23 protein-coding genes and 1 other RNA gene are annotated in these 24,906 nt (G+C 56.5%); 9 read left to right on the top strand and 15 right to left on the bottom strand.

The genetic code is table 11. The annotated features are described in order from the left end of the window. Positions 1–110: 110 nt before the first annotated feature. From gcvH to ABLU87_RS19190, 6 genes are all read right to left on the bottom strand, one after another. Positions 111–500 carry a glycine cleavage system protein GcvH gene (gcvH, locus tag ABLU87_RS19215; RefSeq protein WP_004854088.1) on the bottom strand — a complete coding sequence of 130 codons (390 nt, stop codon included), beginning with the start codon at positions 498–500 and terminating at the stop codon, positions 111–113. Positions 501–522: 22 nt separating this feature from the next. After that, entirely contained in the window at positions 523–1,617 is a 1,095-nt protein-coding gene (gcvT, locus tag ABLU87_RS19210; RefSeq protein WP_122117313.1) for a glycine cleavage system aminomethyltransferase GcvT, read from the bottom strand. Positions 1,618–2,038: 421 nt separating this feature from the next. Beyond that, positions 2,039–3,241, bottom strand: coding sequence for an FAD-dependent 2-octaprenylphenol hydroxylase (gene ubiI / locus ABLU87_RS19205; protein ID WP_004854091.1), 1,203 nt, complete (start codon positions 3,239–3,241; stop codon positions 2,039–2,041). A 10-nt stretch (positions 3,242–3,251) separates the two neighbouring features. Then, on the bottom strand, positions 3,252–4,430 hold the full coding sequence (gene ubiH / locus ABLU87_RS19200) for a 2-octaprenyl-6-methoxyphenyl hydroxylase (RefSeq protein WP_049083217.1): 1,179 nt from the start codon (positions 4,428–4,430) through the stop codon (positions 3,252–3,254). Continuing rightward, positions 4,427–5,743 carry a Xaa-Pro aminopeptidase gene (gene pepP, locus ABLU87_RS19195; protein WP_014226807.1) on the bottom strand — a complete coding sequence of 439 codons (1,317 nt, stop codon included), beginning with the start codon at positions 5,741–5,743 and terminating at the stop codon, positions 4,427–4,429. The genes ubiH and pepP overlap by 4 nt, the downstream gene beginning before the upstream one ends. Before the next feature lie 28 nt (positions 5,744–5,771). Continuing rightward, positions 5,772–6,350 carry a YecA family protein gene (locus ABLU87_RS19190; protein WP_004133578.1) on the bottom strand — a complete coding sequence of 193 codons (579 nt, stop codon included), beginning with the start codon at positions 6,348–6,350 and terminating at the stop codon, positions 5,772–5,774. A gap of 165 nt (positions 6,351–6,515) precedes the next feature. Here ABLU87_RS19190 and zapA point away from each other — a divergent pair, with 165 nt between their 5' ends. From zapA to ABLU87_RS19175, 3 genes are all read left to right on the top strand, one after another. Further along, positions 6,516–6,845 (top strand): cell division protein ZapA, encoded by a 330-nt coding sequence (zapA, locus tag ABLU87_RS19185; protein ID WP_004105598.1) that lies wholly within the window; start codon positions 6,516–6,518, stop codon positions 6,843–6,845. Positions 6,846–6,886: 41 nt separating this feature from the next. Beyond that, positions 6,887–7,070, top strand: a non-coding RNA gene (gene ssrS / locus ABLU87_RS19180) — 6S RNA. A 102-nt stretch (positions 7,071–7,172) separates the two neighbouring features. Then, positions 7,173–7,769, top strand: coding sequence for a 5-formyltetrahydrofolate cyclo-ligase (locus tag ABLU87_RS19175; protein ID WP_122117817.1), 597 nt, complete (start codon positions 7,173–7,175; stop codon positions 7,767–7,769). Between the two features lie 377 nt (positions 7,770–8,146). On the opposite strand, the gene serA is transcribed toward ABLU87_RS19175, so the two are convergent. Both serA and rpiA read right to left on the bottom strand, forming a co-directional pair. Then, on the bottom strand, positions 8,147–9,379 hold the full coding sequence (serA, locus tag ABLU87_RS19170; protein WP_004115297.1) for a phosphoglycerate dehydrogenase: 1,233 nt from the start codon (positions 9,377–9,379) through the stop codon (positions 8,147–8,149). Positions 9,380–9,648: 269 nt separating this feature from the next. Continuing rightward, positions 9,649–10,308 carry a ribose-5-phosphate isomerase RpiA gene (gene rpiA / locus ABLU87_RS19165; protein ID WP_004125006.1) on the bottom strand — a complete coding sequence of 220 codons (660 nt, stop codon included), beginning with the start codon at positions 10,306–10,308 and terminating at the stop codon, positions 9,649–9,651. A 169-nt stretch (positions 10,309–10,477) separates the two neighbouring features. Here rpiA and argP point away from each other — a divergent pair, with 169 nt between their 5' ends. The 5 genes from argP (at position 10,478) to ABLU87_RS19140 (ending at position 16,989) form a co-directional block, all read left to right on the top strand. Further along, positions 10,478–11,371: a DNA-binding transcriptional regulator ArgP gene (gene argP, locus ABLU87_RS19160; RefSeq protein WP_004105608.1), complete on the top strand. Its 894-nt coding sequence runs from the start codon at positions 10,478–10,480 to the stop codon at positions 11,369–11,371. A 198-nt stretch (positions 11,372–11,569) separates the two neighbouring features. Continuing rightward, positions 11,570–13,714: a methylmalonyl-CoA mutase gene (gene scpA / locus ABLU87_RS19155; protein WP_122117818.1), complete on the top strand. Its 2,145-nt coding sequence runs from the start codon at positions 11,570–11,572 to the stop codon at positions 13,712–13,714. After that, positions 13,707–14,702, top strand: coding sequence for a methylmalonyl Co-A mutase-associated GTPase MeaB (gene meaB / locus ABLU87_RS19150; protein ID WP_064375475.1), 996 nt, complete (start codon positions 13,707–13,709; stop codon positions 14,700–14,702). The genes scpA and meaB overlap by 8 nt, the downstream gene beginning before the upstream one ends. 10 nt (positions 14,703–14,712) lie before the next feature. Next, positions 14,713–15,498, top strand: coding sequence for a methylmalonyl-CoA decarboxylase (scpB, locus tag ABLU87_RS19145; protein WP_014226812.1), 786 nt, complete (start codon positions 14,713–14,715; stop codon positions 15,496–15,498). A 24-nt stretch (positions 15,499–15,522) separates the two neighbouring features. Then, complete coding sequence (locus ABLU87_RS19140) at positions 15,523–16,989, top strand: acetyl-CoA hydrolase/transferase family protein (RefSeq protein WP_014226813.1); 1,467 nt, start codon at positions 15,523–15,525, stop codon at positions 16,987–16,989. Here the strand turns inward: ABLU87_RS19140 and ABLU87_RS19135 are convergent. The 7 genes from ABLU87_RS19135 to epd form a co-directional block, all read right to left on the bottom strand. Beyond that, positions 16,986–17,882 carry a LysR family transcriptional regulator gene (locus ABLU87_RS19135; protein ID WP_014226814.1) on the bottom strand — a complete coding sequence of 299 codons (897 nt, stop codon included), beginning with the start codon at positions 17,880–17,882 and terminating at the stop codon, positions 16,986–16,988. The two genes, ABLU87_RS19140 and ABLU87_RS19135, sit on opposite strands and share 4 nt — an antisense overlap. Positions 17,883–18,002: 120 nt before the next feature. Further along, positions 18,003–18,770 carry an oxidative stress defense protein gene (locus ABLU87_RS19130; protein ID WP_025105958.1) on the bottom strand — a complete coding sequence of 256 codons (768 nt, stop codon included), beginning with the start codon at positions 18,768–18,770 and terminating at the stop codon, positions 18,003–18,005. A 90-nt stretch (positions 18,771–18,860) separates the two neighbouring features. Continuing rightward, positions 18,861–19,496 (bottom strand): arginine exporter ArgO, encoded by a 636-nt coding sequence (argO, locus tag ABLU87_RS19125; protein WP_032751208.1) that lies wholly within the window; start codon positions 19,494–19,496, stop codon positions 18,861–18,863. Positions 19,497–19,645: 149 nt separating this feature from the next. Further along, entirely contained in the window at positions 19,646–20,503 is an 858-nt protein-coding gene (locus ABLU87_RS19120; protein ID WP_014839522.1) for a small-conductance mechanosensitive channel MscS, read from the bottom strand. 188 nt (positions 20,504–20,691) lie between these two features. Further along, on the bottom strand, positions 20,692–21,771 hold the full coding sequence (gene fbaA / locus ABLU87_RS19115) for a class II fructose-bisphosphate aldolase (protein ID WP_009654956.1): 1,080 nt from the start codon (positions 21,769–21,771) through the stop codon (positions 20,692–20,694). Between the two features lie 97 nt (positions 21,772–21,868). Continuing rightward, on the bottom strand, positions 21,869–23,032 hold the full coding sequence (gene pgk / locus ABLU87_RS19110) for a phosphoglycerate kinase (protein WP_004125049.1): 1,164 nt from the start codon (positions 23,030–23,032) through the stop codon (positions 21,869–21,871). 51 nt (positions 23,033–23,083) lie between these two features. After that, positions 23,084–24,103: an erythrose-4-phosphate dehydrogenase gene (gene epd / locus ABLU87_RS19105; protein ID WP_122117404.1), complete on the bottom strand. Its 1,020-nt coding sequence runs from the start codon at positions 24,101–24,103 to the stop codon at positions 23,084–23,086. 376 nt (positions 24,104–24,479) lie between these two features. On the opposite strand from epd, the gene ABLU87_RS19100 reads away from it, so the two are divergent. Next, entirely contained in the window at positions 24,480–24,905 is a 426-nt protein-coding gene (locus tag ABLU87_RS19100) for a PPC domain-containing DNA-binding protein (protein WP_048260411.1), read from the top strand. Position 24,906: the final 1 nt, after the last annotated feature.

The raw sequence follows: 24,906 nt of genomic DNA, 5'->3' as shown, positions 1-24,906 counted from the left end.
ATTGTCTGACGGGGTTGCCCGGCGAGCACTGACGCTAACCGGGCCAGAAGACGCAAATCATTCGCGTTGCAGGAAGCCAACGCCCCTGCAACGTGAAGGATGAAGCGTATTTATTCGTCTTCTAACAGAGCTTCATATGCGGTCGCATCCAGCAGCGCGGCAACCTGAGCTTCATCGCTGGCTTTGATTTTAAAGATCCAGCCGCCGGCGTACGGCTCGCTGTTGACCAGCTCAGGGGAGTCGTTCAGCTCTTCATTGACGGCAACGATTTCGCCGCTAATCGGCGCGTAGATATCGGAAGCGGCTTTGACGGATTCGGCAACCGCGCAGTCGGCGCCCGCTTCTACGGCGGCGCCCACTTCCGGCAGGTCAACGAAAACCATATCGCCAAGCAGCTCCTGCGCGTGCTCGGTGATACCGACGGTATAGGTGCCGTCCGCTTCTTTACGCAGCCATTCGTGTTCTTTGCTGTATTTCAGTTCTGCTGGTACGTTGCTCATCAATTCATCTCCAAATGGGAAATCACACCACGGCTTTGCCGTTGCGTACAAAAACGGGTTTGGTCACTTTGACCGGCATTTCGCGATTGCGAATCTGCACCACGGCGGTTTCACCGATGCCTTCCGGTACGCGCGCTAAGGCAATACTGTAGCCCAGCGTCGGGGAGAAGGTGCCGCTGGTGATAATGCCTTCTTTCTGATTGCCATCGGCATCGCTGAAGCGCACCGGCAGGCCGCCGCGCAGAACGCCTTTCTCGGTCATCACCAGGCCGACCAGCTGTTCGGCGCCTTTTTCACGCTGGAGTTCCAGCGCTTCACGCCCGATAAAATCACGGTCAGCCGGTTCCCAGGCAATGGTCCAGCCCATGTTAGCCGCCAGCGGAGAGACGCCTTCGTCCATTTCCTGGCCATAAAGATTCATGCCCGCTTCCAGGCGCAGCGTATCGCGCGCGCCAAGGCCGCACGGCTTAACGCCCGCGTCCAGCAGGCCGCGCCAGAAATCCACCGCCTGCTCGTTCGGCAGCGCGATTTCATAACCCGCTTCACCGGTATAGCCGGTAGTCGCAATAAACAGATCGCCCGCCTGCACGCCAAAGAACGGCTTCATGCCTTCCACGGCCTGGCGCTGCGCGCCGGTAAACAGCGTCGCCGCTTTCTCTTTCGCCTTTGGACCCTGTACGGCGATCAGGGATAGATCGTCACGCACGGTTATCTCAAGACCATAGGATTCAGACTGCTGGGTGATCCAGGCGAGGTCTTTTTCACGGGTGGCGGAGTTAACAACGAGGCGGAAATAGTCTTCAGAAAGGAAATAAACAATCAGGTCATCAATGACGCCGCCGGAGGCGGTCAGCATGCCGCTATAGAGCGCTTTGCCCGGTACGGTGAGCTTCGCCACGTCGTTAGCCAGCAGATAGCGCAGGAACTCGCGGATTCGGCTGCCGTGAAAATCGACGATGGTCATGTGCGACACATCGAACATTCCGGCATCACCGCGCACCGCATGATGCTCATCGATCTGGGATCCGTAATGCAGCGGCATCATCCAGCCATGGAAATCCACCATGCGCGCGCCGCATAGCGTGTGTTGTTCAAACAACGGAGTCTGTTGAGCCATCTTTTCCTCATCGAATAAAACGGAACCAGCCACGATTTTCGGCGTTTTTGCGCCGCGAAAAACGCCGCCAGCATCGCTAAAGGACGCCGACGCAAACGTTCTCTTTGGCCTGAACTTACCACCGATATCCGCACTAAACCATAAGCCTGGTCAGGACATCACATTAGCTTATGACCAAAATCAGCCGCAGAGCCTACAGAGTTTTTATCTACAATAAAGCGATTCAATCCGCACAAAACCAAACTAATTAGTTAAAAAAGCAGCGCATGATGATATTTTCTGCGAAATGACGGGCCTAATTTCTATAACAAAAAAAAGGTAACATTAATAAAACTAATGCGAAAAACGAGGTGAAATTAGATTATTTCAAATGAGAGGGGATAACCCGGCGCGGCGGCCGGGTGAGAGAAGTGTGACGTACTTAACGTAACCAGGCGGGCAGGTCGTTGAGCCCCATCGCTTGACGGATAAGCTGCGGCTTCACGCCGGGCAATGTATCCGCCAGCTTAAGACCGATATCGCGCAGCAGCTTCTTCGCCGGATTGTGGCCGGAGAACATGTCGCGAAAGCCCTGCATCCCCGCCAGCATCAGCGCAGCGCTATGTTTACGGCTGCGTTCATAGCGACGCAGATACAGATGCTGGCCGATATCCTTGCCCTGCGCGTGCAGGCGCTTCAGTTCGTCGATCAGCTCGGCGGCATCCATAAAGCCAAGATTAACGCCCTGCCCCGCCAGCGGATGAATGGTATGGGCGGCATCGCCGACCAGCGCCAGACGATGGGCGGCAAACTGACGCGCATAGCGGCCGGTGAGCGGGAAAACCTGGCGCTCGCTCTCCACGGCGCATAAGCCGAGGCGGTTATCGAAGGCAATATTCAGCGCCTGGTTAAAAGCGGCATCGTCCGCCTGCCGCATCCGCTCAGCCTCTTCGGGAGAGAGCGACCAGACAATCGAGCAGAGGTGCGGATCGCTCAGCGGCAGAAACGCCAGAATCCCTTCGCCGTGGAACGCCTGACGTGCCACCGCTTCGTGCGGTTCTTCGGTGCGAATAGTGGCAACCAGCGCATGATGGTGATAATCCCAGTAGGTGAGCGGGATATCGGCTTTATTGCGCAACCATGAATTGGCCCCATCGGCGCCAACCACCAGCCGGGCGGTTAACATCGTGCCGTCCTGCAGGCTAAGAAAGGCCTCGTTCTCCCCCCACGCAACCTGCTGCAGCTGCGCCGGAGCCAGCAGAGTGACGTCCGCGCAGCGCTGCGCTTTTTGCCACAGGGCGTGGTGAATCACGGCGTTTTCAATAATATGCCCAAGGTGGCTAAAGCCCATGCTCTGGTCATCAAAGCTGATGCGGCCAAAACTGTCTTTATCCCACACTTCCATACCGTGGTAGCAGCTGGCGCGCTGGGCGATAATATCCTGCCAGACGCCCAGTTTGCTCAGCAGCTTCTCGCTGGCGGCGTTAACCGCCGACACCCGCAGCGCCGGCGGCGCATCCGCGCTTAACGGCTGAGGCGCGGCCTGTTCCAGCACCGCAACGCGCAGCCCGCTGCCCTGCAAACCGCAGGCAACCGCCAGCCCCACCATTCCACCGCCAACAATAGCGACATCAACACTTTGCACGTTTCACTCCTTAACGGGGAACCCAACCGAGGGTACGCTGCGCCAGCGCATCGCGCGCCGGGGTAAATAATTCCATCGCCATCAGGCCGACGTTGCGCCCCACCACCAGCGGCGCCCAGCGATTGGCGAACAGATGCACCAGCCCATCGGTCACGCCGACGGTGGCGGCTTTATCTGCGGCGCGTCGGGTCTGATAGCGGCTCAGAAGCGGATAGCCGCCCGGATCCTCTCCTTCTGCCTGCGCCTGCGCCAGCATTTCCGCCAGGCTCATGACGTCGCGCAGACCGAGGTTAAATCCCTGCCCGGCAATAGGATGCAGCGTTTGCGCCGCGTTGCCGACCAGCGCCAGCCGATGCGCAACCGTGCGGCTGGCTCGGGTGAGCGAGAGCGGATACACGCTGCGCTTTCCGGCATGGACGATCCGGCCAAGACGCCAGCCGAATGCCTGCTGAAGCTCATGGCGGAAGCGTTCGTCCGACCAGCTCAGCACCTCTTCACGCCGCGACTGCGGATGACACCACACCAGCGAGCAGCGGCCCTGCGACATGGGCAGCATCGCCAGCGGGCCGTGTGGGGTAAAGCGTTCAAACGCGCGCCCGCTATGCGGCTGCGCGGTACTGACGTTGGCGATAATCGCCAGCTGTTCATAGGGTTCCTGCTGCCAGCTGATACCACAGCGGGCCCCCAGCGTCGAGCGCGAGCCGTCGGCGGCGACCAGCAGTTTACCGCTGAGGGTTTCGCCGTTGTCCAGAACCAGGCTTACGCTCTCTTCGCTGCGGCTGACATTTTCCACCTTTGCCGGGCAGTGCAGCGTCACGCCCGGCGCCTTGCGCAGCTGCGCAAACAGGCGCTGGCCGACATCGTGCAGCTCAACCACCTGGCCCAGCGCCGCCAGCCCATACTCCTCAGCCTCGAGCGTCACAAACCCCGCGTGGCCGCGATCGCTGACGTGAACGCGCTGAATGGCCGTGGCGCAGTCGGCTATCTCTTGCCAGATATCCACGCGAGCCAGCTGCTGGCAGGTGCCGGCAGCCAGAGCGATGGCGCGGGCGTCAAAGCCCGGATGCTGCGCGGAATCCGGCGCAGATGCTTCAACCAGATGCACCGGCAGCGTACCGCCGGTCAGGCGAGATATCGCTAGCGCCAGCGTCGCGCCGGTCATTCCTCCGCCGACGATCAGGACGCTCATAGCTGGCGCGCCGCCGCCATCAGCGCCTCGATATCGTCCGCTTTTTTCACTACGCCGGCGGTGAGGTTCTCATTACCGTCTTCGGTAATGACGATGTCGTCTTCAATACGAATGCCGATGCCGCGGTACTGGGCCGGCACGTCGGCATCCGTCGCAATATACAGCCCCGGTTCAACCGTCAGCACCATTCCCGGCTCAAGAATACGCGAGCGGTCAACGTCATAGCTGCCGACATCATGCACGTCGAGCCCCAGCCAGTGGCTCAGGCCATGCATAAAGAAAGGACGATGGGCGTTATTGGCAATCAGCTCATCAATTTCACCTTTCAGGATCCCCAGACGCACGAGGCCGGTAATCATAATCCGCACCACCTGCTGGTTAACCTCTTTAATTGAGGTACCCGGGCGATAGAGCTTCAGCGAGGTTTCCAGAGATTCAAGGACGATATCGTAAATCTCGCGCTGGGCCGGGCTAAATTTGCCGTTAACCGGGAAAGTTCGGGTGATATCGCCCGCGTAGCCGCGGTATTCGCAGCCTGCGTCAATCAGCACCAGATCGCCGTCGCGCAGCTCGCACTCATTTTCGGTGTAGTGCAGGATGCAGCCATTTTCGCCGCCGCCCACGATGGTGTTATAAGAAGGAAAGCGCGCGCCGTGACGGTTGAATTCGTGAAGGATCTCGCCTTCCAGATGATATTCGAACATCCCGGGACGGCATTTTTCCATAGCGCGGGTGTGGGCCAGCGCGGAGATCTCCCCTGCGCGGCGCATGACCTCCAGCTCTTCTGCCGATTTAAACAGGCGCATCTCATGCACCATCGGCCGCCAGTCAATGACCGAGCCTGGCGCCTGCAGATTCTGCCGTACGCCTTTGCGCAGTTTTTCCAGCGCGTTAAACACGATGTCGTCGGCGTAGGCATATTCGCCCTGCGCAAAGTAGATAGCGTCGAGGCCGTTAAGGAGCTGGAACAGTTGCTGATTGATTTCACTAAATGCCAGCGCGCGATCGACGCCCAGCTTCGCGGGGGCAGCTTCCTGCCCGAGGCGGCGGCCAAACCAGATTTCAGCGGTCAGATCGCGCACGCGGTTAAACAACACGCTGTGGTTGTGCGTCTCATCGCTTTTAATCAATACCAACAGCGCTTCTGGCTCATTAAAGCCGGTGAAGTACCAAAAATCGCTGCTCTGCCGGTAGGGATATTCTGAATCTGCGCTGCGTACCGCTTCCGGCGCGGCGAAAATGAGCGCTGCGCTGCCCGGCTGCATCTGCGCCAGTAGAGCCTGGCGACGAGAGAGAAATTCCTGCTGAGTCATGACGCCCCCTGAACGATTTAATGAATGATTAGTGTAGCGTCGGCTTTTGAACTTCCGGCGCAGTAGGTTTCTGAAGAGAGAAGGTGTCGTGGCACAGCAGCGCAGCAACGCGTACGTATTCGATAATCTCCTCCAGAGACATTTCGAGCTCTTCCTGATCCTCGTCTTCGTCATACCCGAGCTGAGCAATATTGCGCAGATCGTCGATGGCTTCACCCGTTTCGTCTTTGACTTTATCCAGCTTAGGCTGCGTCACGCCCAGCCCAAGCAGAAAATGGTTCACCCAACCCGCGAGCGCATCGGCGCGATCGAACACGCTCACCTCGTCGCCATCCGGCAGGTAGAGCTGGAATAAGAAACCGTCATCCTCCAGCGAATCGCTGGTGGCGGAATGCATGTTACGCAGCGCCTGCGCCAGCTCGTGACCAAAAGCCAAGCCTTCGTTAGTCAGATCGTGCACCAACGGCTGCCAGCTGCTGTCTTTGTTGCCGCCGCACAGGATCCCGCTAATCAAACCGTGCATTTCGGCAGGGGTTAATCCTACCCCTTGTTGGTTCAGTAACTGGTCTACAGCGTTGTAGCCAGGCATTTCGTTCTGTATAGACATGCGCATTCGTCATCGTTGGGAGGAATATTCATGATATGCTACCACTTTGGACCCTGGTGAACCAGAATAGGGCTTGTATCTTAAAACCAGGGTAGCTATAGTGTCGCCCCTTCGCAGACCCTCCCAGGGCGTGAAGGCCGCGCAGTCAATCAGCAGGAAGGTGGCATGTCTGCACAACCCGTAGATCTCCAAATTTTTGGCCGTTCACTACGAGTGAATTGCCCGCCTGAACAAAGGGATGCCTTAAACCAGGCAGCTGACGACCTGAATCAGCGGTTGCAAGATTTAAAAGAACGCACTAGAGTCACAAATACTGAGCAGCTGGTCTTCATCGCCGCGTTGAACATCAGCTATGAGTTGACTCAGGAAAAAGCGAAAACCCGCGACTACGCCGCCAGCATGGAGCAGCGTATTCGGATGCTTCAGCAGACCATCGAACAAGCATTGCTTGAGCAAGGTCGCATAAGCGAAAGACCCGGGCAGAAGTTTGAATAACACTTTGCATTTAACTGTGTTAGAGTAATCGCAAGAACAAAATTTCTCTGAGATGTTTGCAAGCGGGCCAGTCCCCTGAGCCGATATTTCATACCACAAGAATGTGGCGCTCCACGGTTGGTGAGCATGCTCGGCCCGTCCGAGAAGCCTTAAAACTGTGACGACACATTCACCTTGAACCAAGGGTTCAAGGGTTACAGCCTGCGGCGGCATCTCGGAGATTCCCTTCTTTTTCGTTTCATCCCCCCCTAAGTTAATTTTCGGCTTTTGCCGTCGTGTATTAGACTACGCCTGTTGGTATCGTTTGCTCACCGATGAGACTCAGGTATGACCCTATTGTCAGATATCCCCTTTACCAGGCAGCAAATTCGTCAGCAGATCCGCCAGCGCCGACGCGCGTTAACACCGGAGCAGCAAACCCAGTTCGCCCTCCATGCGGCGGACAGAATGATGGCGTATCCGCCGGTTCTGCTCGCGCAGACGGTCGCGGTATTTCTTTCGTTTGATGGCGAGCTGGATACGCGGCCGCTGATTGATCAGCTCTGGCGGGCAGGCAAACGGGTCTATCTCCCCGTGCTTCATCCGTTCAGCCCCGGCAATCTTCTGTTTCTGCACTACCACCCAAGCAGCGATCTGGTGGTGAATCGTCTGAACATCCGCGAACCGAAGCTCGACGTGCGCGATGTCCTCCCGCTTAGCCAGCTGGATGTACTGGTAACGCCGCTGGTCGCGTTTGATGCCGCCGGACAGCGCCTGGGTATGGGCGGCGGATTTTACGACCGGACGCTGCAAAACTGGCGGCAGTATCGCCTGCAGCCGGTCGGCTACGCGCATGATTGCCAGCAGGTTGACGCGCTGCCGACGGAGCAGTGGGATATCCCGCTGCCAGCGGTCATCACGCCGTCAAAAACCTGGCTCTGGTAAAACGCCCGAACAATTGACATTGCTGTTTTTTTCACCTAAATTCCTGGGTAAAGGGTGAGGGAGGCGAACCTCCCTCCTGCATTCTCTCTGTTAATATGCTGGCCAGGCGATGATTAACAGGATAAGCAGCATGATGAAGAGTCTCATCATCGTCCCTTTCCTTTTAGAGCCCCTGCCTCGGTAGGGGCTTTCCCGTTTCAGCCCCACGCTGAGTCTTTATCGTAAATCCCTTTCTTTCAGGCACAACGACATCCGACGGTTTTAATCGTCGTTTGCGGCAAGCCTCGCAAAGCGTTTGGGTGGCGACGGGAAATTGCAGAAGGGTCTATCAGGAGAAAAGGGGCAGGTCGATGACCTGCCCGCTGGCATAAAAGGAGTTAGAACAGCAGACGGGCGCGGATGGTGCCAGGAATAGCCTTCATCGCCTGCAGCGCGCTCTGCGCGACATCTTCTTCGGCTTCAATATCAATGACCACGTAGCCCATTTGCGGAGTGGTCTGCAGATACTGCGCCGCAATGTTAATGCCCTGCGCGGCGAAAATCTGGTTAATCGCGGTCAGAACGCCCGGACGGTTTTCATGGATATGCAGCAGACGGCGCCCGCCGTGCAGCGGCAGCGACACTTCCGGGAAGTTAACCGCCGAGAGCGTAGAACCGTTATCGGAGTATTTCGCCAGCTTGCCCGCCACTTCCAGACCGATGTTTTCCTGCGCTTCCTGAGTTGAGCCGCCAATGTGCGGGGTCAGGATAACGTTGTCGAACTCACAGAGCGGAGAGTTGAACGGATCGCTGTTGGTCGCCGGCTCGGTCGGGAAGACGTCGATCGCCGCGCCCGCCAGGTGCTTGCTCGCCAGCGCATCGCACAGCGCCGGGATATCCACCACGGTGCCGCGAGAGGCGTTGATCAGCAGCGCGCCGGGTTTCATCAGCGCCAGCTCTTCCGCGCCAATCATGTTCTTCGTGGAGGCGTTTTCCGGCACGTGCAGGCTCACCACATCGCTCATGTTCAACAAATCAGAAAGATGCTGGACCTGAGTCGCGTTACCTAACGGCAGCTTGCTTTCAATATCGTAGAAATAGACATGCATCCCCAGCGATTCGGCCAGAATACCCAGCTGCGTGCCGATATGACCATAGCCGATAATACCCAGCTTTTTGCCGCGCGCTTCAAAGCTGCCGACCGCCAGCTTGTTCCATACGCCGCGGTGCGCTTTGGCATTTGCCGCCGGTACGCCGCGGAGCATAAGCAGCAGTTCGCCGATCACCAGTTCAGCAACGGAACGGGTATTGGAGAACGGGGCGTTAAACACCGGGATACCGCGTTTCGCCGCCGCGTTTAAATCAACCTGGTTGGTACCGATACAGAAGCAGCCAACCGCAACCAGCTTCTCCGCCGCCGCGAAGATCTCTTCAGTCAGATGAGTACGGGAACGCAGGCCGATGAAATGGGCATCACGGATGGACGCTTTCAGCTCTTCGCTATCCAGCGCGCCTTTATGAAATTCGATATTGGTGTAGCCCGCTGCGCGAAGGCTGTCCACCGCTTTTTGGTGCACACCTTCAACCAGCAGAAATTTAATCTTGTCTTTTTCCAGTGATACCTTAGCCATTTCCCCGTCCTGTTTTTGTCTTAACTGATGTCGTGCGGAACGAAAGTTCTTCTCAGCAACATATCAAAAAAAACTATTGCGGCAATATGAACGTTTGCGTCGGCAACCTGAAGAAATATCAATCAGCGGGAAATAGCAGGACAAAACACCAGAAAGTAAAAGAAAGGTAGATTGTTACTAAGACAAGGCGCATAAATGTGACAGAAGTCACCAAAATAGGCCTGGAGAAAAAATATTTGCGAGGGAGCGATTCGCTCCCTCGGATCAGACTATTTAGTGATAGTTTTTACACCATCAGCGGTGCCAATCAGCGCGACGTCCGCACCGCGATTCGCAAACAGGCCGACGGTCACGACGCCCGGAATACCGTTAATGGTATTTTCCAGCGCAATAGCGTCCAGAATTTCCAGACCAAACACATCGAGGATCACGTTGCCGTTATCGGTCACGACGCCCTGACGATACTCCGGACGGCCGCCCAGCTTAACCAGCTGACGCGCCACGGCGCTGCGCGCCATCGGGATCACTTCCACCGGCAGCGGGAATTTACCCAGAATATCCACCTGCTTGGAAGCATCGGCGATACAGATAAATTTGTCGGCGACCGAAGCGATAATTTTTTCACGCGTCAGCGCTGCGCCACCGCCCTTGATCATCTGCATATGGCCGTTGATTTCATCTGCGCCGTCCACGTAAATACCAAGACGATCAACGCTGTTCAGATCAAAAACCGTGATACCGAGGCTTTTCAGTTTTTCAGTAGAGGCATCAGAGCTGGAAACCGCCCCTTCTATTTGCCCTTTCATGGTACCCAGCGCATCGATAAAGTGCGCCGCCGTCGAGCCCGTACCGACCCCAACGATAGTGCCCGGTTGTACATACTGCAGTGCCGCCCAGCCTACCGCTTTTTTCAGTTCATCTTGCGTCATGATTATGGTCCGAGATGTGAATTCCTGAGGCGCATTATAGAACATCAGGAGGGTCATTGTCCCTGCGACGACGATCACACAACGCGGTCGCCAATTTTTCATCTTCATCAAAAACAAATTTATGTCATAGTGCGAGTTAACGAAAAGTATTAGGGGGCACGCCAGAGCAATGAAACGACCGGACTACAGAACACTACAGGCGCTGGACGCGGTAATCAGGGAACGAGGGTTTGAGCGCGCCGCGCAGAAGCTTTGTATTACGCAGTCCGCCGTCTCTCAGCGCATCAAACAGCTGGAAAACATGTTTGGACAACCGCTGCTGGTGCGAACCGTACCGCCGCGTCCCACCGAACAGGGGCAAAAGCTGCTGGCCCTGCTGCGTCAGGTCGAACTGCTGGAAGAGGAGTGGCTGGGCGATGAACAAACCGGCTCCACGCCGCTGCTGCTATCGCTGGCGGTCAACGCCGACAGCCTGGCCACCTGGCTGCTGCCCGCGCTCTCCAGCGTGCTTTCCGACTCCCCTATTCGGCTGAACCTGCAGGTGGAAGACGAGACCCGGACCCAGGAACGCCTGCGCCGCGGCGAAGTGGTCGGCGCGGTCAGTATTCAGCCGCAGGCGCTGCCCAGCTGCCTGGTCGATCAGCTCGGCGCCCTCGACTACCTGTTCGTCGCCTCGAAGGAGTTTGCCCAGCGCTATTTCCCCAACGGGGTGACCCGCTCGGCGCTGCTGAAAGCGCCGGTGGTGGCATTCGATCATCTCGATGATATGCACCAGGCCTTTTTGCAGCAGAACTTCGATTTGCCGCCGGGCAGCGTGCCCTGCCATATCGTGAACTCCTCGGAAGCCTTTGTGCAGCTGGCCCGTCAGGGAACAACCTGCTGTATGATCCCGCATCTGCAAATTGAGAGAGAGCTGAACAGCGGCGAACTGATTAACCTCACGCCGGGCCTGTTCCAGCGCCGGATGCTCTACTGGCACCGTTTTGCTCCGGAAAGCCGCATGATGCGCCGGGTGACCGATGCGCTGATCGATTACGGCCATAAAGTGTTGAGACAAGATTAACCCCCGCAAGCAGGCCGGCGCCGTCCGGCCTGTATGACCCACCTTCTCCTGTTCATATCTTTGAAATACATCACAAAATAAAACATTTCATGCGGCAAAAAACGACGCATCGATGGCTATTTTTTGCTGGCGACAGGGGCGATGAAAAAGCTCACCGTATTCGCAATATCCCATTTCATTGCGCATACGGAGCACAACATGTCAGAGTTACGGGAGTGGCAAACGCTCGCCAACAAAGAGCTCAGCCGGCGGGAAAAAACCGTCGATGCCCTGGTAAAACAGACGGCAGAGGGCATTGACGTTAAGCCGCTGTATACCGAAGCCGATCTTGATAATCTGGAAGTGACCGGCACCCTACCCGGCCTGCCGCCTTACGTTCGCGGCCCGCGCGCCACCATGTACACCGCACAGCCGTGGACCATCCGCCAGTACGCCGGTTTCTCTACCGCTAAAGAGTCCAACGCTTTCTATCGCCGCAACCTCGCCGCCGGGCAGAAAGGGCTTTCCGTCGCCTTCGACCTCGCGACCCACCGGGGCTATGACTCCGATAACCCGCGCGTGGCGGGCGACGTGGGGAAAGCCGGCGTGGCGATCGATACCGTCGAAGACATGAAGATTTTATTCGATCGGATCCCGCTGGATAAGATGTCCGTATCGATGACCATGAACGGCGCGGTGCTGCCGATAATGGCGTTTTATATCGTCGCGGCGGAAGAACAAGGGGTGGAGCCTGAACAGCTCACCGGCACGATCCAGAACGATATTCTGAAAGAGTACCTGTGCCGGAATACCTATATTTACCCGCCAAAGCCCTCAATGCGCATTATCGCCGACATCATCGCCTGGTGTTCGGGCAACATGCCGCGCTTTAACACCATCAGCATCAGCGGCTACCACATGGGCGAAGCCGGAGCCAACTGCGTGCAGCAGGTGGCCTTTACCCTGGCCGACGGTATCGAATACATCAAGGCCGCGCTCTCGGCCGGGCTGAAAATCGATGACTTCGCCCCGCGCCTGTCGTTTTTCTTCGGCATCGGTATGGATCTGTTTATGAACGTCGCGATGCTGCGCGCCGCACGCTACCTGTGGAGCGAAGCGGTAAGCGGCTTCGGCGCCACCAATCCGAAATCCTTAGCCCTGCGCACCCACTGCCAGACCTCCGGCTGGAGCCTCACCGAGCAGGATCCGTATAACAACGTAATCCGCACCACTATCGAAGCGCTCGGCGCCACGCTCGGCGGCACCCAGTCGCTGCACACCAACGCTTTCGACGAGGCGCTTGGCCTGCCCACCGACTTTTCCGCCCGTATCGCGCGTAATACGCAGATCATCATCCAGGAGGAGTCAGAGATCTGCCGCACCGTAGACCCGCTGGCCGGATCGTACTACCTCGAATCGCTGACCGATCAAGTCGTTAAGCAGGCGCGGGCCATTATGCAGCAGATCGACGACGCGGGCGGAATGGCGAAGGCGATCGAGGCCGGACTGCCGAAACGGATGATCGAAGAGGCCTCCGCCCGTGAACAATCGCTGATCGACCAGGGCAAGCGCGTCATCGTCGGCGTCAATAAGTACAAGCTGGAAAAAGAAGATGAAACGGCGGTACTGGAGATCGACAACGTCAAGGTGCGCAACGAACAGATCGCCTCGCTGAAAAAAATTCGCGCCAGTCGGGACGACGTGACGGTAAAAGCCGCGCTGAACGCCCTCACCCACGCCGCGCAGCATGGTGAAAACCTGCTGGCCGCCGCCATCAACGCCGCCCGCGTCCGCGCCACGCTGGGCGAAATTTCCGACGCGCTGGAGGCGGCGTTTGACCGCTACCTGGTGCCCAGCCAGTGCGTCACCGGCGTGATTGCGCAAAGCTACCACCAGTCAGACAAAGCCGCCGGCGAGTTCGACGCTATTGTTGCGCAAACCGAAAAATTCCTCGCGGAACGCGGCCGCCGCCCGCGCATTCTGATCGCCAAAATGGGTCAGGATGGTCACGATCGCGGGGCCAAAGTGATCGCCAGCGCCTATTCCGATCTCGGCTTCGACGTTGACCTGAGCCCGATGTTTTCCACGCCAGAAGAGATCGCCCGCCTGGCGGTGGAAAACGACGTGCACGTGGTGGGCGCCTCCTCGCTGGCGGCAGGCCACAAAACCCTGATCCCCGAGCTGATCGATGCCCTGAAAAAATGGGGGCGGGAAGATATCTGCGTCATCGCCGGCGGCGTCATCCCGCCGCAGGATTACGCCTTTCTGCAGGCGCGCGGCGTGGCCGCCATTTACGGCCCCGGTACGCCGATGCTGGAGAGCGTACGCGACGTCCTGATGAGGATTAGCCAATATCATGATTAACCACGCCACGCTGACGGACGCCGTGCGGCGACTACGCCTGGGCGAGCGGGCCACGCTCGCCCAGGCCATGACGCTGGTGGAGAGCCAGCATCCCCGCCATCAGGCGCTAAGCGCACAGCTGCTGGATGCCATTATGCCCTTCACCGGCAACGCCCTGCGCCTCGGCGTCACCGGCACGCCGGGGGCCGGAAAAAGCACTTTTCTGGAAGCTTTCGGCATGCTGCTGATTCGCCACGGCCTGCGGGTCGCGGTGATAGCGGTCGATCCGAGCAGCCCGGTCAGCGGCGGCAGCATTCTTGGCGACAAGACGCGCATGATCGAACTGGCGCGATCGGATTCGGCCTTTATTCGCCCGGTGCCCTCCAGCGGCCATCTGGGCGGCACCAGCCTGCGCGCGCGGGAGCTGATACTGCTGTGCGAAGCGGCGGGCTATGACGCGGTGATTGTCGAAACCGTCGGCGTCGGCCAGTCGGAAACGGAACTCTCCCGGCTGGTGGACTGCTTTATCTCGCTGCAGATCGCCGGCGGCGGTGACGATCTGCAGGGCATTAAGAAGGGGATTATGGAGATGGCGGATATCGTGGTTATCAATAAAGATGATGGCGAGAACCGCGCCAGGGTGGCAATCACCCGTCATATGTATGAATCCGCCCTGCATATTCTGCGCCGCAAGCACGCCGCGTGGCAGCCGCGCGTTTTGAGCTGTAGCGCGCTGGAGCAGCGCGGCATCGAAGCCGTCTGGCTCGCAATTCTTGACTTCAAAACCACCCTCACCGACAGCGGCGATCTGGAAAAACTGCGCCAGCGCCAGGCGCTGGAGTGGCTGCAAAAGCAGGCCGAAACCGAGGCGCTGCACCTGCTGTTTGCCCGAACCGACTTTGCACGCTACTTCCAGCAAACGCTACAGGCGGTGAAAAACAACGGCCTCTCGCCGCGCACCGGCCTGCGGCAGATTAGCGAATTCCTCCAGAATCATTACTTTGCGTAAAAGGATATTTATGTCTTATCAATATGTTAATGTCGAAATTATCCGTAAGGTTGCGGTGATTGAGTTCAACTATAGCCGCAAGCTCAACGCCTTAAGCAAGGTGTTTATCGACGATCTGATGCAGGCGCTGAGCGACCTCAACCGGCCGGAAATTCGCTGCGTCATTTTACGCGCGCCCGGGGGAGCAAAGGTTTTCTCCGCCGGCCATGACATCCACGAATTGCCCGGCGGGCGCCGCGATCCGCTCTCGTATGACGATCCGCTGCGTCAGATCACCCGTATGATCCAAAAGTATCCGAAACCGGTGATCTCCATGGTCGAAGGCAGCGTCTGGGGCGGCGCGTTTGAGATGATCATGAGCTCCGATCTGATCATCGCCGCCAGCACGTCCACGTTCTCTATGACGCCGGTGAATCTCGGCGTGCCCTACAACCTGGTCGGCATTCACAATCTGACCCGCGACGCCGGCTTTCATATCGTGAAAGAGCTGATTTTCACCGCCCTGCCGATTACCGCCCAGCGCGCGCTGGCGGTCGGTATTCTCAATCACGTGGTGGACGCCGACGAACTGGAAGATTTTACCTTGCAGATGGCGCACCACATCTCCGAGAAAGCGCCGCTGGCGATCGCGGTCATTAAGGAAGAGCTGCGCGTGCTTGGCGAAGCCCACACCATGAATTCCGATGAGTTCGAACGTATTCAGGGAATGCGTCGCGCCGTCTACGACAGCGTGGATTATCAGGAAGGCATGAGCGCGTTTATGGAAAAGCGTAAACCTGAGTTCGTCGGCCATTAATCACGCCGGATTAAGGAGTATAAAATGAAACGGATGAGCGCCGATGAAGCGGCGGAGATTATCCAGCACGACCAGATGGTGGCGTTCAGCGGATTCACGCCCGCCGGTTCGCCTAAAGCGCTGCCCGCGGCCATCGCTCGCCGCGCTGATGAATTACATCGGGCGCAGAAGCCTTTTCAGATCCGCTTGCTGACCGGCGCCTCCATCAGCGCCGCCGCCGATGATGCGCTATCGGCAGCCGATGCCGTCTCGTGGCGCGCGCCGTATCAGACCGCCTCCGGACTGCGGCAAAAAATCAACCAGGGGCAGGTGAAGTTTGTCGATCTGCACCTGAGCGAAGTGGCGCAAATGGTCAACTATGGGTTCTTTGGCGAGATTGATGTCGCGGTGATCGAAGCTTCGGCTATCGCGCCGGACGGACGGGTCTGGCTCACCAGCGGTATCGGCAACGCGCCAACCTGGCTGCTGCGGGCGAAGAAAGTGATCATTGAGCTGAATCACTACCACAGCCCGCGGGTTGCCGAGCTGGCCGATATCGTGATCCCCGGCGCCCCGCCGCGGCGCAACAGCATCGCCATCTTTCATGCGATGGATCGCGTGGGCAGCCGGTACGTGCAAATCGATCCGAAAAAGATTGTCGCTGTGGTGGAGACCGAGCTGCCCGACGCCGGAAACGTTCTGGATAACAATAATCCGGTTTGTCAGAAAATTGCCGATAACGTGGTCACCTTTCTGCTGGAAGAGATGGCTCGCGGACGCATCCCGCCTGAATTTCTGCCGCTGCAAAGCGGCGTGGGCAATATCAACAACGCGGTCATGGCGCGGCTGGGCGAAAATCCGGATATCCCGGCTTTTATGATGTACTCGGAAGTTTTACAAGAGTCGGTGGTTCATCTGCTGGAAACGGGGAAAATCACCGGCGTTAGCGCCTCCAGCCTGACGATATCCGCCGGTTCGTTGCGCAAGATTTACGACAATATGGATTTCTTCGCCAGCCGCATTGTCCTGCGCCCGCAGGAGATCTCCAATCATCCGGAAATTATCCGCCGTCTGGGGGTTATCGCCCTCAACGTGGGGCTGGAGTTTGATATCTACGGTCACGCCAACTCGACGCACGTAGCCGGGGTGAATCTGATGAACGGCATCGGCGGCAGCGGCGATTTTGAACGCAACGCCTGGCTCTCTATCTTTATGGCGCCGTCCATCGCCAAGGACGGGAAGATCTCCACCATCGTGCCGATGTGCAGCCATGTCGATCACAGCGAGCACAGCGTGAAGGCGATCGTTACCGAGCAGGGTATCGCCGATCTGCGCGGGCTATCGCCGCTGCAGCGCGCCCGCGCCATCATTGATAACTGCGCGCATCCGCTCTACCGGGACTATTTACATCGCTATCTGGAGAGCGCTCCCGGCGGTCATATTCACCACGACCTCGCCCACGCCTTCGACCTGCATCGTAATCTGCTTGAGCACGGTTCAATGCTCGGCTAGCCCTCCGCGCCGTCGCGATCTTCAGTAATGTGCTGAAGCATCGTGGCGGTATAGCGATGATTTTTCAGCGAATAGAGATACTCCTGCATATACATCGCGCTGCCGGGCGCGTCGAAGTACTTCAGCTTCGCCGGATTCACCAGACGCCAGGCGAAGTAAGGAATAACCGTCAAAAACTGCCCGCGCTCTACGGCGCTAATTTTGGCCATAAAGCTGTAGGGACGATAGATAATCGTCGGGTTGATCCCGCTGGGGCGCATATACGCGTCCAGCATCGCCTCAAAATTGGCCCGGTTCTGGAAACGCATCTGCAGCCAGGGCAGCTCACGTAACAGATCCTGCGGCGGCTTATCTTCATAACGGCGGGAAACAAGAAACCCCAGACGCAGCGGCGCCAGTTCGCTAATGGTCAAATTTTCCAGCTCCTGCACGCGGGGCGAAACATGCTGCGGCGAGATAATAAAATCCAGCTGGCGATCGAACAGGTTATCAATCACGCCATTCTCGCTGAACTCCACGGCCTGGGTGGTTACGCCATCGTATTTATCGCCCAGGCTGATGAGCTGATCGAAAATAATCGTTGGATAGGTATTGTCGATGCCGATAACGATGTTGCGCGAGCGGTGCGCGGAATAGTGAATTTCGTTATCGATGGCCGATAAGCGCTGATAAATGGGAAACAGCTTCTGATAGAGCTCCTGCCCCGCTTTATTGAGGCTGATGCTGTTATCTTTACGGGTAAATAGCGTATAGCCGATCTGATCCTCCAGCGCAGCGATGCTCTTGCCGAAGGGAGACGCGGTCATATGAATTTTTTCCGCCGCTCTGGCAATATTATTGGTCTGCGCCAGCAGAATGAAATTGCGCATCTTTTTCGAAATAAAGATATCCATGCTCACCTCATCGTAGAACAGGGATATATCCTTACCTTATTCAGGGAAAAGACTTTTGTCGCGCTCTCAATTTTACAGATAGTGACAGAAAAAGCCCGGCGCTAAGGCCGGGCGACAGGATTACTGCGCGGCTTTGGGTTCTTCAGCGGGTTTCGCCGGTTCCGCAGGTGCTGGCGCAGGCTGGGTCGGCTGCAGCTCAAACACCACGTCCACCTGGTCATCAAACTGAATGGTCGCCTGCTCGTAGGTTTCCTGAGCAGAAACCGGCGCCGCATCGGCTTTCATCATCCGCACCATCGGGCTCGGTTGGTAGTTGGAGACATGATAGCGAACGCTGTAGACGGGCCCCAGTTTGCCGTGGAACCCGGTAGCCAGCTCCTGAGCCTGGTGAATGGCATCATCAATCGCCGCTTTACGCGCTTTATCTTTATAAGCGTCCGGCTGCGCCACGCCCAGTGAAACCGAACGGATCTCATTCAGGCCGGCTTTAAGCGCCCCATCTAACAGACCGTTGAGCTTATCCAGCTGGCGCAGCGTCACTTCAACGCTACGCACCGCGCGGTAGCCCTTAAGAATGCTTTTACCGTTCTGATAGTCGTAATCAGGCTGGGTACGCAGGTTAGCTGAGTTAATGTCTTTCTTCGCAATGCCGCTCTTCTCCAGGAAGGAGAGATACTGGGCCACGCGCTCATCGGCCTGTTTTTTAGCGGATGCCGCGTCTTTCGCGGAGACGTTTACTTCAATCGCCAGCGTAGCGATATCAGGAACCGCAGCGACGCTGGCGGTACCTGAAGTGACGATATGTGGGCCGTTTGGCAACTCATTTGCCTGAACCGCCATTGCGCTAAATCCGAGTGCCGCCGCCAGGGCCATGACTTTTAACTTCACTGTCGTTTCTCCATCTTACATTGGTCGTCTATACGCAGACGCATGCCTGCAAGCTTAGCGCGTACGCGGAGAAAGTCCATCGGACAAGGCTTAGTTAAGCAGCGCCTGAACATGAGCGAAGCCATCCTTCGCCAGCTGGAAGGCAATGACCCACATCACCAGACCGACCAGCACGTTGATAACGCGCTGAGCCTTCGCCGTGCTCAGGCGCGGGGCGAGCCAGGCGGCCAGCAGGGCCAGCCCAAAGAACCATAAGAATGAGGCGCTGATGGTACCTAAGGCAAACCAGCGCTTCGGCTCCATCGCCAGCTGCCCGCCAAGGCTGCCGAGAACCACAAACGTATCCAGATACACGTGCGGATTCAGCCAGGTGACAGCCAGCATGGTGACGATAATTTTCCAGCGTCCCTGCTTCATCACTTCCGCGCTGGCCAGCGCCAGATTGCTGCTCAAGGCCGTTTTCAGCGCGCCAAAGCCGTACCACAATAAAAAAGCGACGCCGCCCCAGGTCACCAGCGCCAGCAGCCACGGTGACTGCATCAGCAGCGCGCTGCCGCCAAAAATCCCGGCGCAGATCAGCAGCAGATCGCTGATGGCGCACAGCAGAGCAATCATCAGGTGGTACTGACGACGAATGCCCTGATTCATCACAAAGGCGTTTTGCGGACCGAGCGGCAAAATCATGGCCGCTCCCAGGGCAAGGCCCTGAAAGTAATACGATAACATCGCAAGTGATTTCCACTGAAAGAGTCAATGCCGGGGAATATAGCGCGCGGAAATCATTAGAGGAAATTGAAAATTTTAATCGTTAATAAGAACTACTAATAGGGCGCAGAAAAAAGGCCGGACAAACCGGCCTGTATAAAAGAGGAGAATTACTCTGCTTTTTCCTGCGGACGAATGACGTGAACGTCCATCTGCGGATACGGGAAGCCGATGCCATTGGCGTCAAAGTCGCGCTTAATACGCTCCAGAACGTCCCAGTATACGCTTTGCAGATCGCTGCTCTTACTCCATACGCGCACCACGTAGTTCACCGAAGAAGCGCCCAGTTCATTGAGACGCACGGTCATTTCACGATCTTTGAGGATACGTTCATCCGATTCGATGATATTGGTGAGCAGCTGCTTCACTTTATCGATATCAGCGTCGTAGGCCACGCCGATGATAAACTCGTTGCGGCGCACCGGCTCGCGGGAGAAGTTGATGATATTCCCGGCAATGATTTTACCGTTCGGCACCACCACGATTTTGCCATCCGCGCTGCGCAGGGTCGTGGAGAAAATCTGCACGTTCAGCACGGTTCCCGCGATACCGCCAAGGTCAACGTATTCACCGGCTCGGAACGGGCGAAAGACCACCAGAAGGACGCCAGCGGCAAGGTTAGACAGCGAGCCCTGCAGCGCCAGACCGACGGCTAAGCCCGCGGCGCCGAGCACCGCGATCACCGAGGCGGTTTGCACGCCCACGCGGCCGAGAGCGGCGATCAGGGTAAAAGCAATAACGGCGTAGCGTACCAGCGCAGAGAGAAAATCGGCAACGGTGGCATCAATATGCCGCGCCCGCATCAGGCGATTGACGGTGTTGGAAACAATCCGCGCCACGATCAAACCGACAATAATAATCGCGATAGCCGCGACAATGTTGACGGCATAGCTCAGCAGTAACGCCTGATTGCGCACCAGCCATGAACCGGCGTTATTTATGCTATCGACAACGTTCAAATCTTCCATTCAACTTTCCTTATGGATACCCGGACGGGGAAAAAATAACCAAACCTGATAATTACAAACAGGTTAAGGGTAAACAATAAGAGTGCGTTTTGCCAAATTGATCACATTTATTTAGCAACATTTCATGTTGTTCAGATAATAAAAAAGCCCGCATTTCTGCGGGCTTCCGGGTAAGCAACAAACCTTTCTTACAGAACGTCGATCGCGTTCAGCTCTTTAAATGCCTGCTCCAGACGAGTCACCATGGACGTCTGTGCAGCGCGCAGCCATACGCGCGGATCGTAGTATTTCTTGTTCGGCTGGTCTTCGCCTTTCGGGTTGCCCAGCTGGCCCTGCAGGTAAGCTTCGTTAGTTTTGTAGTACTGCAGGATACCGTCCCAGGTTGCCCATTGGGTATCGGTATCGATGTTCATTTTGATCACGCCGTAGCTTACGGAGTCTTTGATTTCCTGAGCGGAAGAACCGGAACCACCGTGGAATACGAAGTTCAGGCTGTTGTGCGGCAGGTTGTGTTTCTTAGAAACGTATTCCTGAGAGTCGCGCAGGATAGTCGGGGTCAGTACCACGTTGCCCGGCTTGTAAACGCCGTGTACGTTACCGAAGGAAGCGGCGATGGTGAAACGCGGGCTGATTTTGCTCAGCTCGGTGTACGCGTAATCAACGTCTTCCGGCTGGGTGTACAGAGCAGAAGCGTCCATGTGGCTGTTGTCCACGCCGTCTTCTTCGCCGCCGGTGCAGCCCAGTTCGATTTCCAGAGTCATGTCCATTTTGGCCATACGCGCCAGGTACTTAGAACAGATCTCGATGTTTTCGTGCAGGGACTCTTCAGACAGGTCGATCATGTGAGAAGAGAACAGCGGTTTGCCGGTTGCGGCGAAGTGTTTTTCACCCGCGTCGAGCAGACCGTCGATCCACGGCAGCAGTTTCTTAGCGCAGTGGTCAGTGTGCAGGATAACCGGAACACCGTAGTGCTCAGCCATCTGATGCACGTGATGCGCGCCAGAGATAGCGCCCAGGATGGCTGCGCCCTGAGGAACGTCAGTTTTCACGCCTTTGCCCGCGATGAACGCAGCGCCGCCGTTAGAGAACTGAACGATAACCGGAGAACGAACTTTTGCAGCTGCTTCCAGAACGGCGTTGATGGAATCAGTACCCACGCAGTTTACCGCTGGCAGAGCAAAGTTGTTTTCTTTAGCTACCTGGAACACTTTCTGAACGTCGTCGCCAGTGATGACGCCCGGTTTTACGAAATCAAAAATTTTAGACATGTTACGTAGTCCTGTATCTGTATCTTCGACCGTTGAAGAAGGTTCGCGAGCTTTTACGCGCGCTGAAAAACAGGCGGGTCTCCCCGCCTGAACTGAATTACTGCTTAGCGCGCTCTTCGAGCATGGCTACTGCCGGCAGAACTTTACCTTCCACGAATTCGAGGAATGCGCCGCCGCCGGTGGAGATGTAGGAGATTTTGTCAGCAATACCGAACAGGTCGATTGCTGCCAGGGTGTCGCCGCCGCCTGCGATGGAGAACGCTTCGCTGTCTGCGATGGCGTTAGCTACGATTTCAGTACCTTTGCGGAAGTTCGGGAATTCGAATACGCCGACCGGGCCGTTCCACAGGATGGTTTTCGCGTTTTTCAGGATTTCAGCCAGTTTCTCTGCGGAAGCATCGCCCAGGTCCAGAATCTGCTCTTCATCTTTGATGTCGTTAACAGATTTCAGGGTAGCGGTTGCGGTTTCAGAGAACTCGGTTGCCACGCGAACGTCAGTCGGAACCGGGATATCGCAGGTTGTCAGCAGGCGTTTCGCTTCGTCAACCAGATCGGCTTCGTACAGGGACTTACCGACGTTGTGGCCCTGAGCGGCAACGAAGGTGTTGGCGATGCCGCCGCCGACGATCAGCTGGTCAGCGATTTTAGACAGGGAGTCCAGAACGGTCAGTTTGGTAGAAACTTTAGAACCACCCACGATAGCGACCATCGGACGAGCCGGTTCTTTCAGCGCTTTACCCAGGGCGTCCAGCTCAGCGGCCAGCAGCGGGCCTGCGCAAGCGACGTCAGCGAATTTGCCGATACCGTGAGTAGAAGCCTGCGCGCGGTGAGCGGTACCGAACGCGTCCATGACGAATACATCGCACAGCGCAGCGTATTTTTTCGACAGCGCTTCGTCGTCTTTCTTCTCGCCTTTGTTAAAGCGAACGTTTTCCAGAACCACCAGCTCACCGGCAGCGACTTCAACGCCGTCCAGGTAATCTTTAACCAGACGTACCGGGTTAGACAGTTTGTCTTTCAGATAGTTAACAACCGGCAGCAGAGAGAATTCTTCGTTGTACTCGCCTTCGGTAGGACGACCCAGGTGGGAAGTGACCATCACTTTCGCACCCTGTTTCAGGGCCAGTTCGATGGTCGGCAGAGAAGCACGGATACGCGCGTCGCTGGTTACTTTCCCTTCTTTAACCGGTACGTTCAGATCCGCACGGATAAAAACGCGTTTACCAGCCAGATCCAGATCGGTCATCTTAATTACAGACATGGTGAATCCTCTCGTTGATTCTTGATAAAGTTTTGCAGGCGCCTGAGCGCCTTACCTGAAACCTTGTGCGGCCATCGCTAACGTGGTGTCGAGCATCCGGTTAGCAAAGCCCCATTCGTTATCGCACCAGACCAGCGTTTTGATCAAATGCGCGCCACTTACCCGCGTTTGCGTGCCATCAACGATGGCGCTATGGGGATCGTGGTTGAAATCTATCGAGACTAACGGCAATTCCGTATAGTCAACTATACCATGAAATGCACCCAGTGCTGCTTTTTGCAGCAACTGGTTGACTTCACTTGCTTTTACCGGTTTTTTCACCGTTACGCTAAGGTCGATCGCCGTCACATTAATCGTCGGTACACGAACCGCGATCGCTTCAAAGCGATCGTTAAACTGAGGGAAAAAACGCGTGATCCCCGCAGCAAGCTTAGTATCAACCGGGATGATTGATTGGCTGGCCGCTCGCGTCCTGCGTAAATCCGGATGCCAGGAATCAATGACCTGCTGATCGTTCATTGATGAGTGGATCGTGGTTACCGTTCCTGACTCTATACCGTAGGCATCATCTAACAGCTTAATGACCGGAATAATGCAGTTGGTGGTGCAGGAGGCGTTGGAGACGATACGGTGCTCGGTTCTGAGCTCAGCATGGTTTACGCCAAAAACGATCGTCGCGTCGAGGTCGTTGCCGCCAGGGTGTGAAAAAAGCACTTTTCTGGCGCCGGCTTGAAGATGGGCTTCGCCATGCTCGCGGCTGCCGTAAACGCCGGTACAGTCAAGCACCACATCAACCGCCAGTTCCCGCCAGGGCAACACCTCAAGGGAAGATTCATGCAGAAGACGAATGGCATCGTCGCCAACAAACAGCTGCTCTCTCTCCTGACGTACATCCCAGGCAAAGCGCCCATGGCTGGTGTCATATTTCAATAAATGCGCGATGCCGGCAGCATCCGCCAGTTCATTGATTGCCACCACGGTAATTTCCGCACGACGCCCGGATTCATACAAAGCACGAACCACGTTACGCCCGATGCGACCGAAGCCATTAATCGCAATGCGTATGGTCATAGGTCTCCTGCAAGGCTATCCATGATATGAGGTGGCTGACAGAGTAATGCAGCAACGCTCTAAGGGAAACCTTACCTGTCGCAAACTGCGACTGATTGATTAATTGTCGAACATTTAGACGACTGAAACGCTTCAGCTAGAATAAGCCAAACAAGGAATAAAAGGAATGATTGTCCAGCCGGAGAAACCATTTATCTGACTTACATCACACTTTTACCCTCTCTGCCGCGGAATTTATTCCCTATTCCACAATGACGAATAAGCGTAGCAAAATCTTTTCGTTGCCGGGCGGCAAACACTGATTTATATCAGAAACTATACCGTATAGCGGCGATATGATGACCGTTACGTCCGAGTCTCGGAGTCCCTCGAAAAAATGACAATCCCCCACTTGCAGCCCTCTGCGGCTCGTTACTATGCGCTTCGCTTACTTCCGGGCGATGAGGTTTTTTCACGCCTGCGCGCCTTCATACAAGAGCAACAGATTCAGGCCGCCTGGATAGCCGGCTGTACCGGCAGCTTAAGCGATGCGGCATTACGTTTTGCCGGTCAGGATGAGACCACTTTATTGACCGGAACCTATGAGGTTATCTCCCTGAACGGCACGCTGGAATGGCAAGGTGAACATCTCCATTTAGCGATATCCGATCCGCAAGGCGCCATGCTCGGCGGCCATATGATGCCCGGCTGTACCGTCCGCACCACCCTTGAGCTGGTGATAGGCGAACTGACCTCCCTGGCGTTTAGCCGTCAGCCGTGCGCGGTTTCCGGCTATGACGAACTGGTCATTTCATCCCGATAAC

The sequence above is a fragment of the Klebsiella sp. CB_Kp196 genome, from assembly GCF_040061575.1.
Lineage (GTDB): Bacteria > Pseudomonadota > Gammaproteobacteria > Enterobacterales > Enterobacteriaceae > Klebsiella > Klebsiella michiganensis.
The sequence above is the reverse complement of the archived record's forward strand: the minus strand, read 5'-3'. Positions and strand labels throughout refer to the sequence as shown.

Coding starts and splice junctions, on each gene's coding strand:
- pepP (WP_014226807.1), bottom strand. CDS start 5,743: ATGACTCAGCAGGAATTTCTCTCTCGTCGCCAGGCTCTACTGGCGCAG.
- rpiA (WP_004125006.1), bottom strand. CDS start 10,308: ATGACGCAAGATGAACTGAAAAAAGCGGTAGGCTGGGCGGCACTGCAG.
- scpA (WP_122117818.1), top strand. CDS start 11,570: ATGTCAGAGTTACGGGAGTGGCAAACGCTCGCCAACAAAGAGCTCAGC.
- gcvT (WP_122117313.1), bottom strand. CDS start 1,617: ATGGCTCAACAGACTCCGTTGTTTGAACAACACACGCTATGCGGCGCG.
- gcvH (WP_004854088.1), bottom strand. CDS start 500: ATGAGCAACGTACCAGCAGAACTGAAATACAGCAAAGAACACGAATGG.
- argO (WP_032751208.1), bottom strand. CDS start 19,496: ATGTTATCGTATTACTTTCAGGGCCTTGCCCTGGGAGCGGCCATGATT.
- ABLU87_RS19175 (WP_122117817.1), top strand. CDS start 7,173: ATGACCCTATTGTCAGATATCCCCTTTACCAGGCAGCAAATTCGTCAG.
- ABLU87_RS19120 (WP_014839522.1), bottom strand. CDS start 20,503: ATGGAAGATTTGAACGTTGTCGATAGCATAAATAACGCCGGTTCATGG.
- meaB (WP_064375475.1), top strand. CDS start 13,707: ATGATTAACCACGCCACGCTGACGGACGCCGTGCGGCGACTACGCCTG.
- scpB (WP_014226812.1), top strand. CDS start 14,713: ATGTCTTATCAATATGTTAATGTCGAAATTATCCGTAAGGTTGCGGTG.
- ubiH (WP_049083217.1), bottom strand. CDS start 4,430: ATGAGCGTCCTGATCGTCGGCGGAGGAATGACCGGCGCGACGCTGGCG.
- ABLU87_RS19190 (WP_004133578.1), bottom strand. CDS start 6,350: ATGTCTATACAGAACGAAATGCCTGGCTACAACGCTGTAGACCAGTTA.
- ABLU87_RS19100 (WP_048260411.1), top strand. CDS start 24,480: ATGACAATCCCCCACTTGCAGCCCTCTGCGGCTCGTTACTATGCGCTT.
- ABLU87_RS19135 (WP_014226814.1), bottom strand. CDS start 17,882: ATGGATATCTTTATTTCGAAAAAGATGCGCAATTTCATTCTGCTGGCG.
- serA (WP_004115297.1), bottom strand. CDS start 9,379: ATGGCTAAGGTATCACTGGAAAAAGACAAGATTAAATTTCTGCTGGTT.
- epd (WP_122117404.1), bottom strand. CDS start 24,103: ATGACCATACGCATTGCGATTAATGGCTTCGGTCGCATCGGGCGTAAC.
- fbaA (WP_009654956.1), bottom strand. CDS start 21,771: ATGTCTAAAATTTTTGATTTCGTAAAACCGGGCGTCATCACTGGCGAC.
- pgk (WP_004125049.1), bottom strand. CDS start 23,032: ATGTCTGTAATTAAGATGACCGATCTGGATCTGGCTGGTAAACGCGTT.
- ABLU87_RS19140 (WP_014226813.1), top strand. CDS start 15,523: ATGAAACGGATGAGCGCCGATGAAGCGGCGGAGATTATCCAGCACGAC.
- zapA (WP_004105598.1), top strand. CDS start 6,516: ATGTCTGCACAACCCGTAGATCTCCAAATTTTTGGCCGTTCACTACGA.
- argP (WP_004105608.1), top strand. CDS start 10,478: ATGAAACGACCGGACTACAGAACACTACAGGCGCTGGACGCGGTAATC.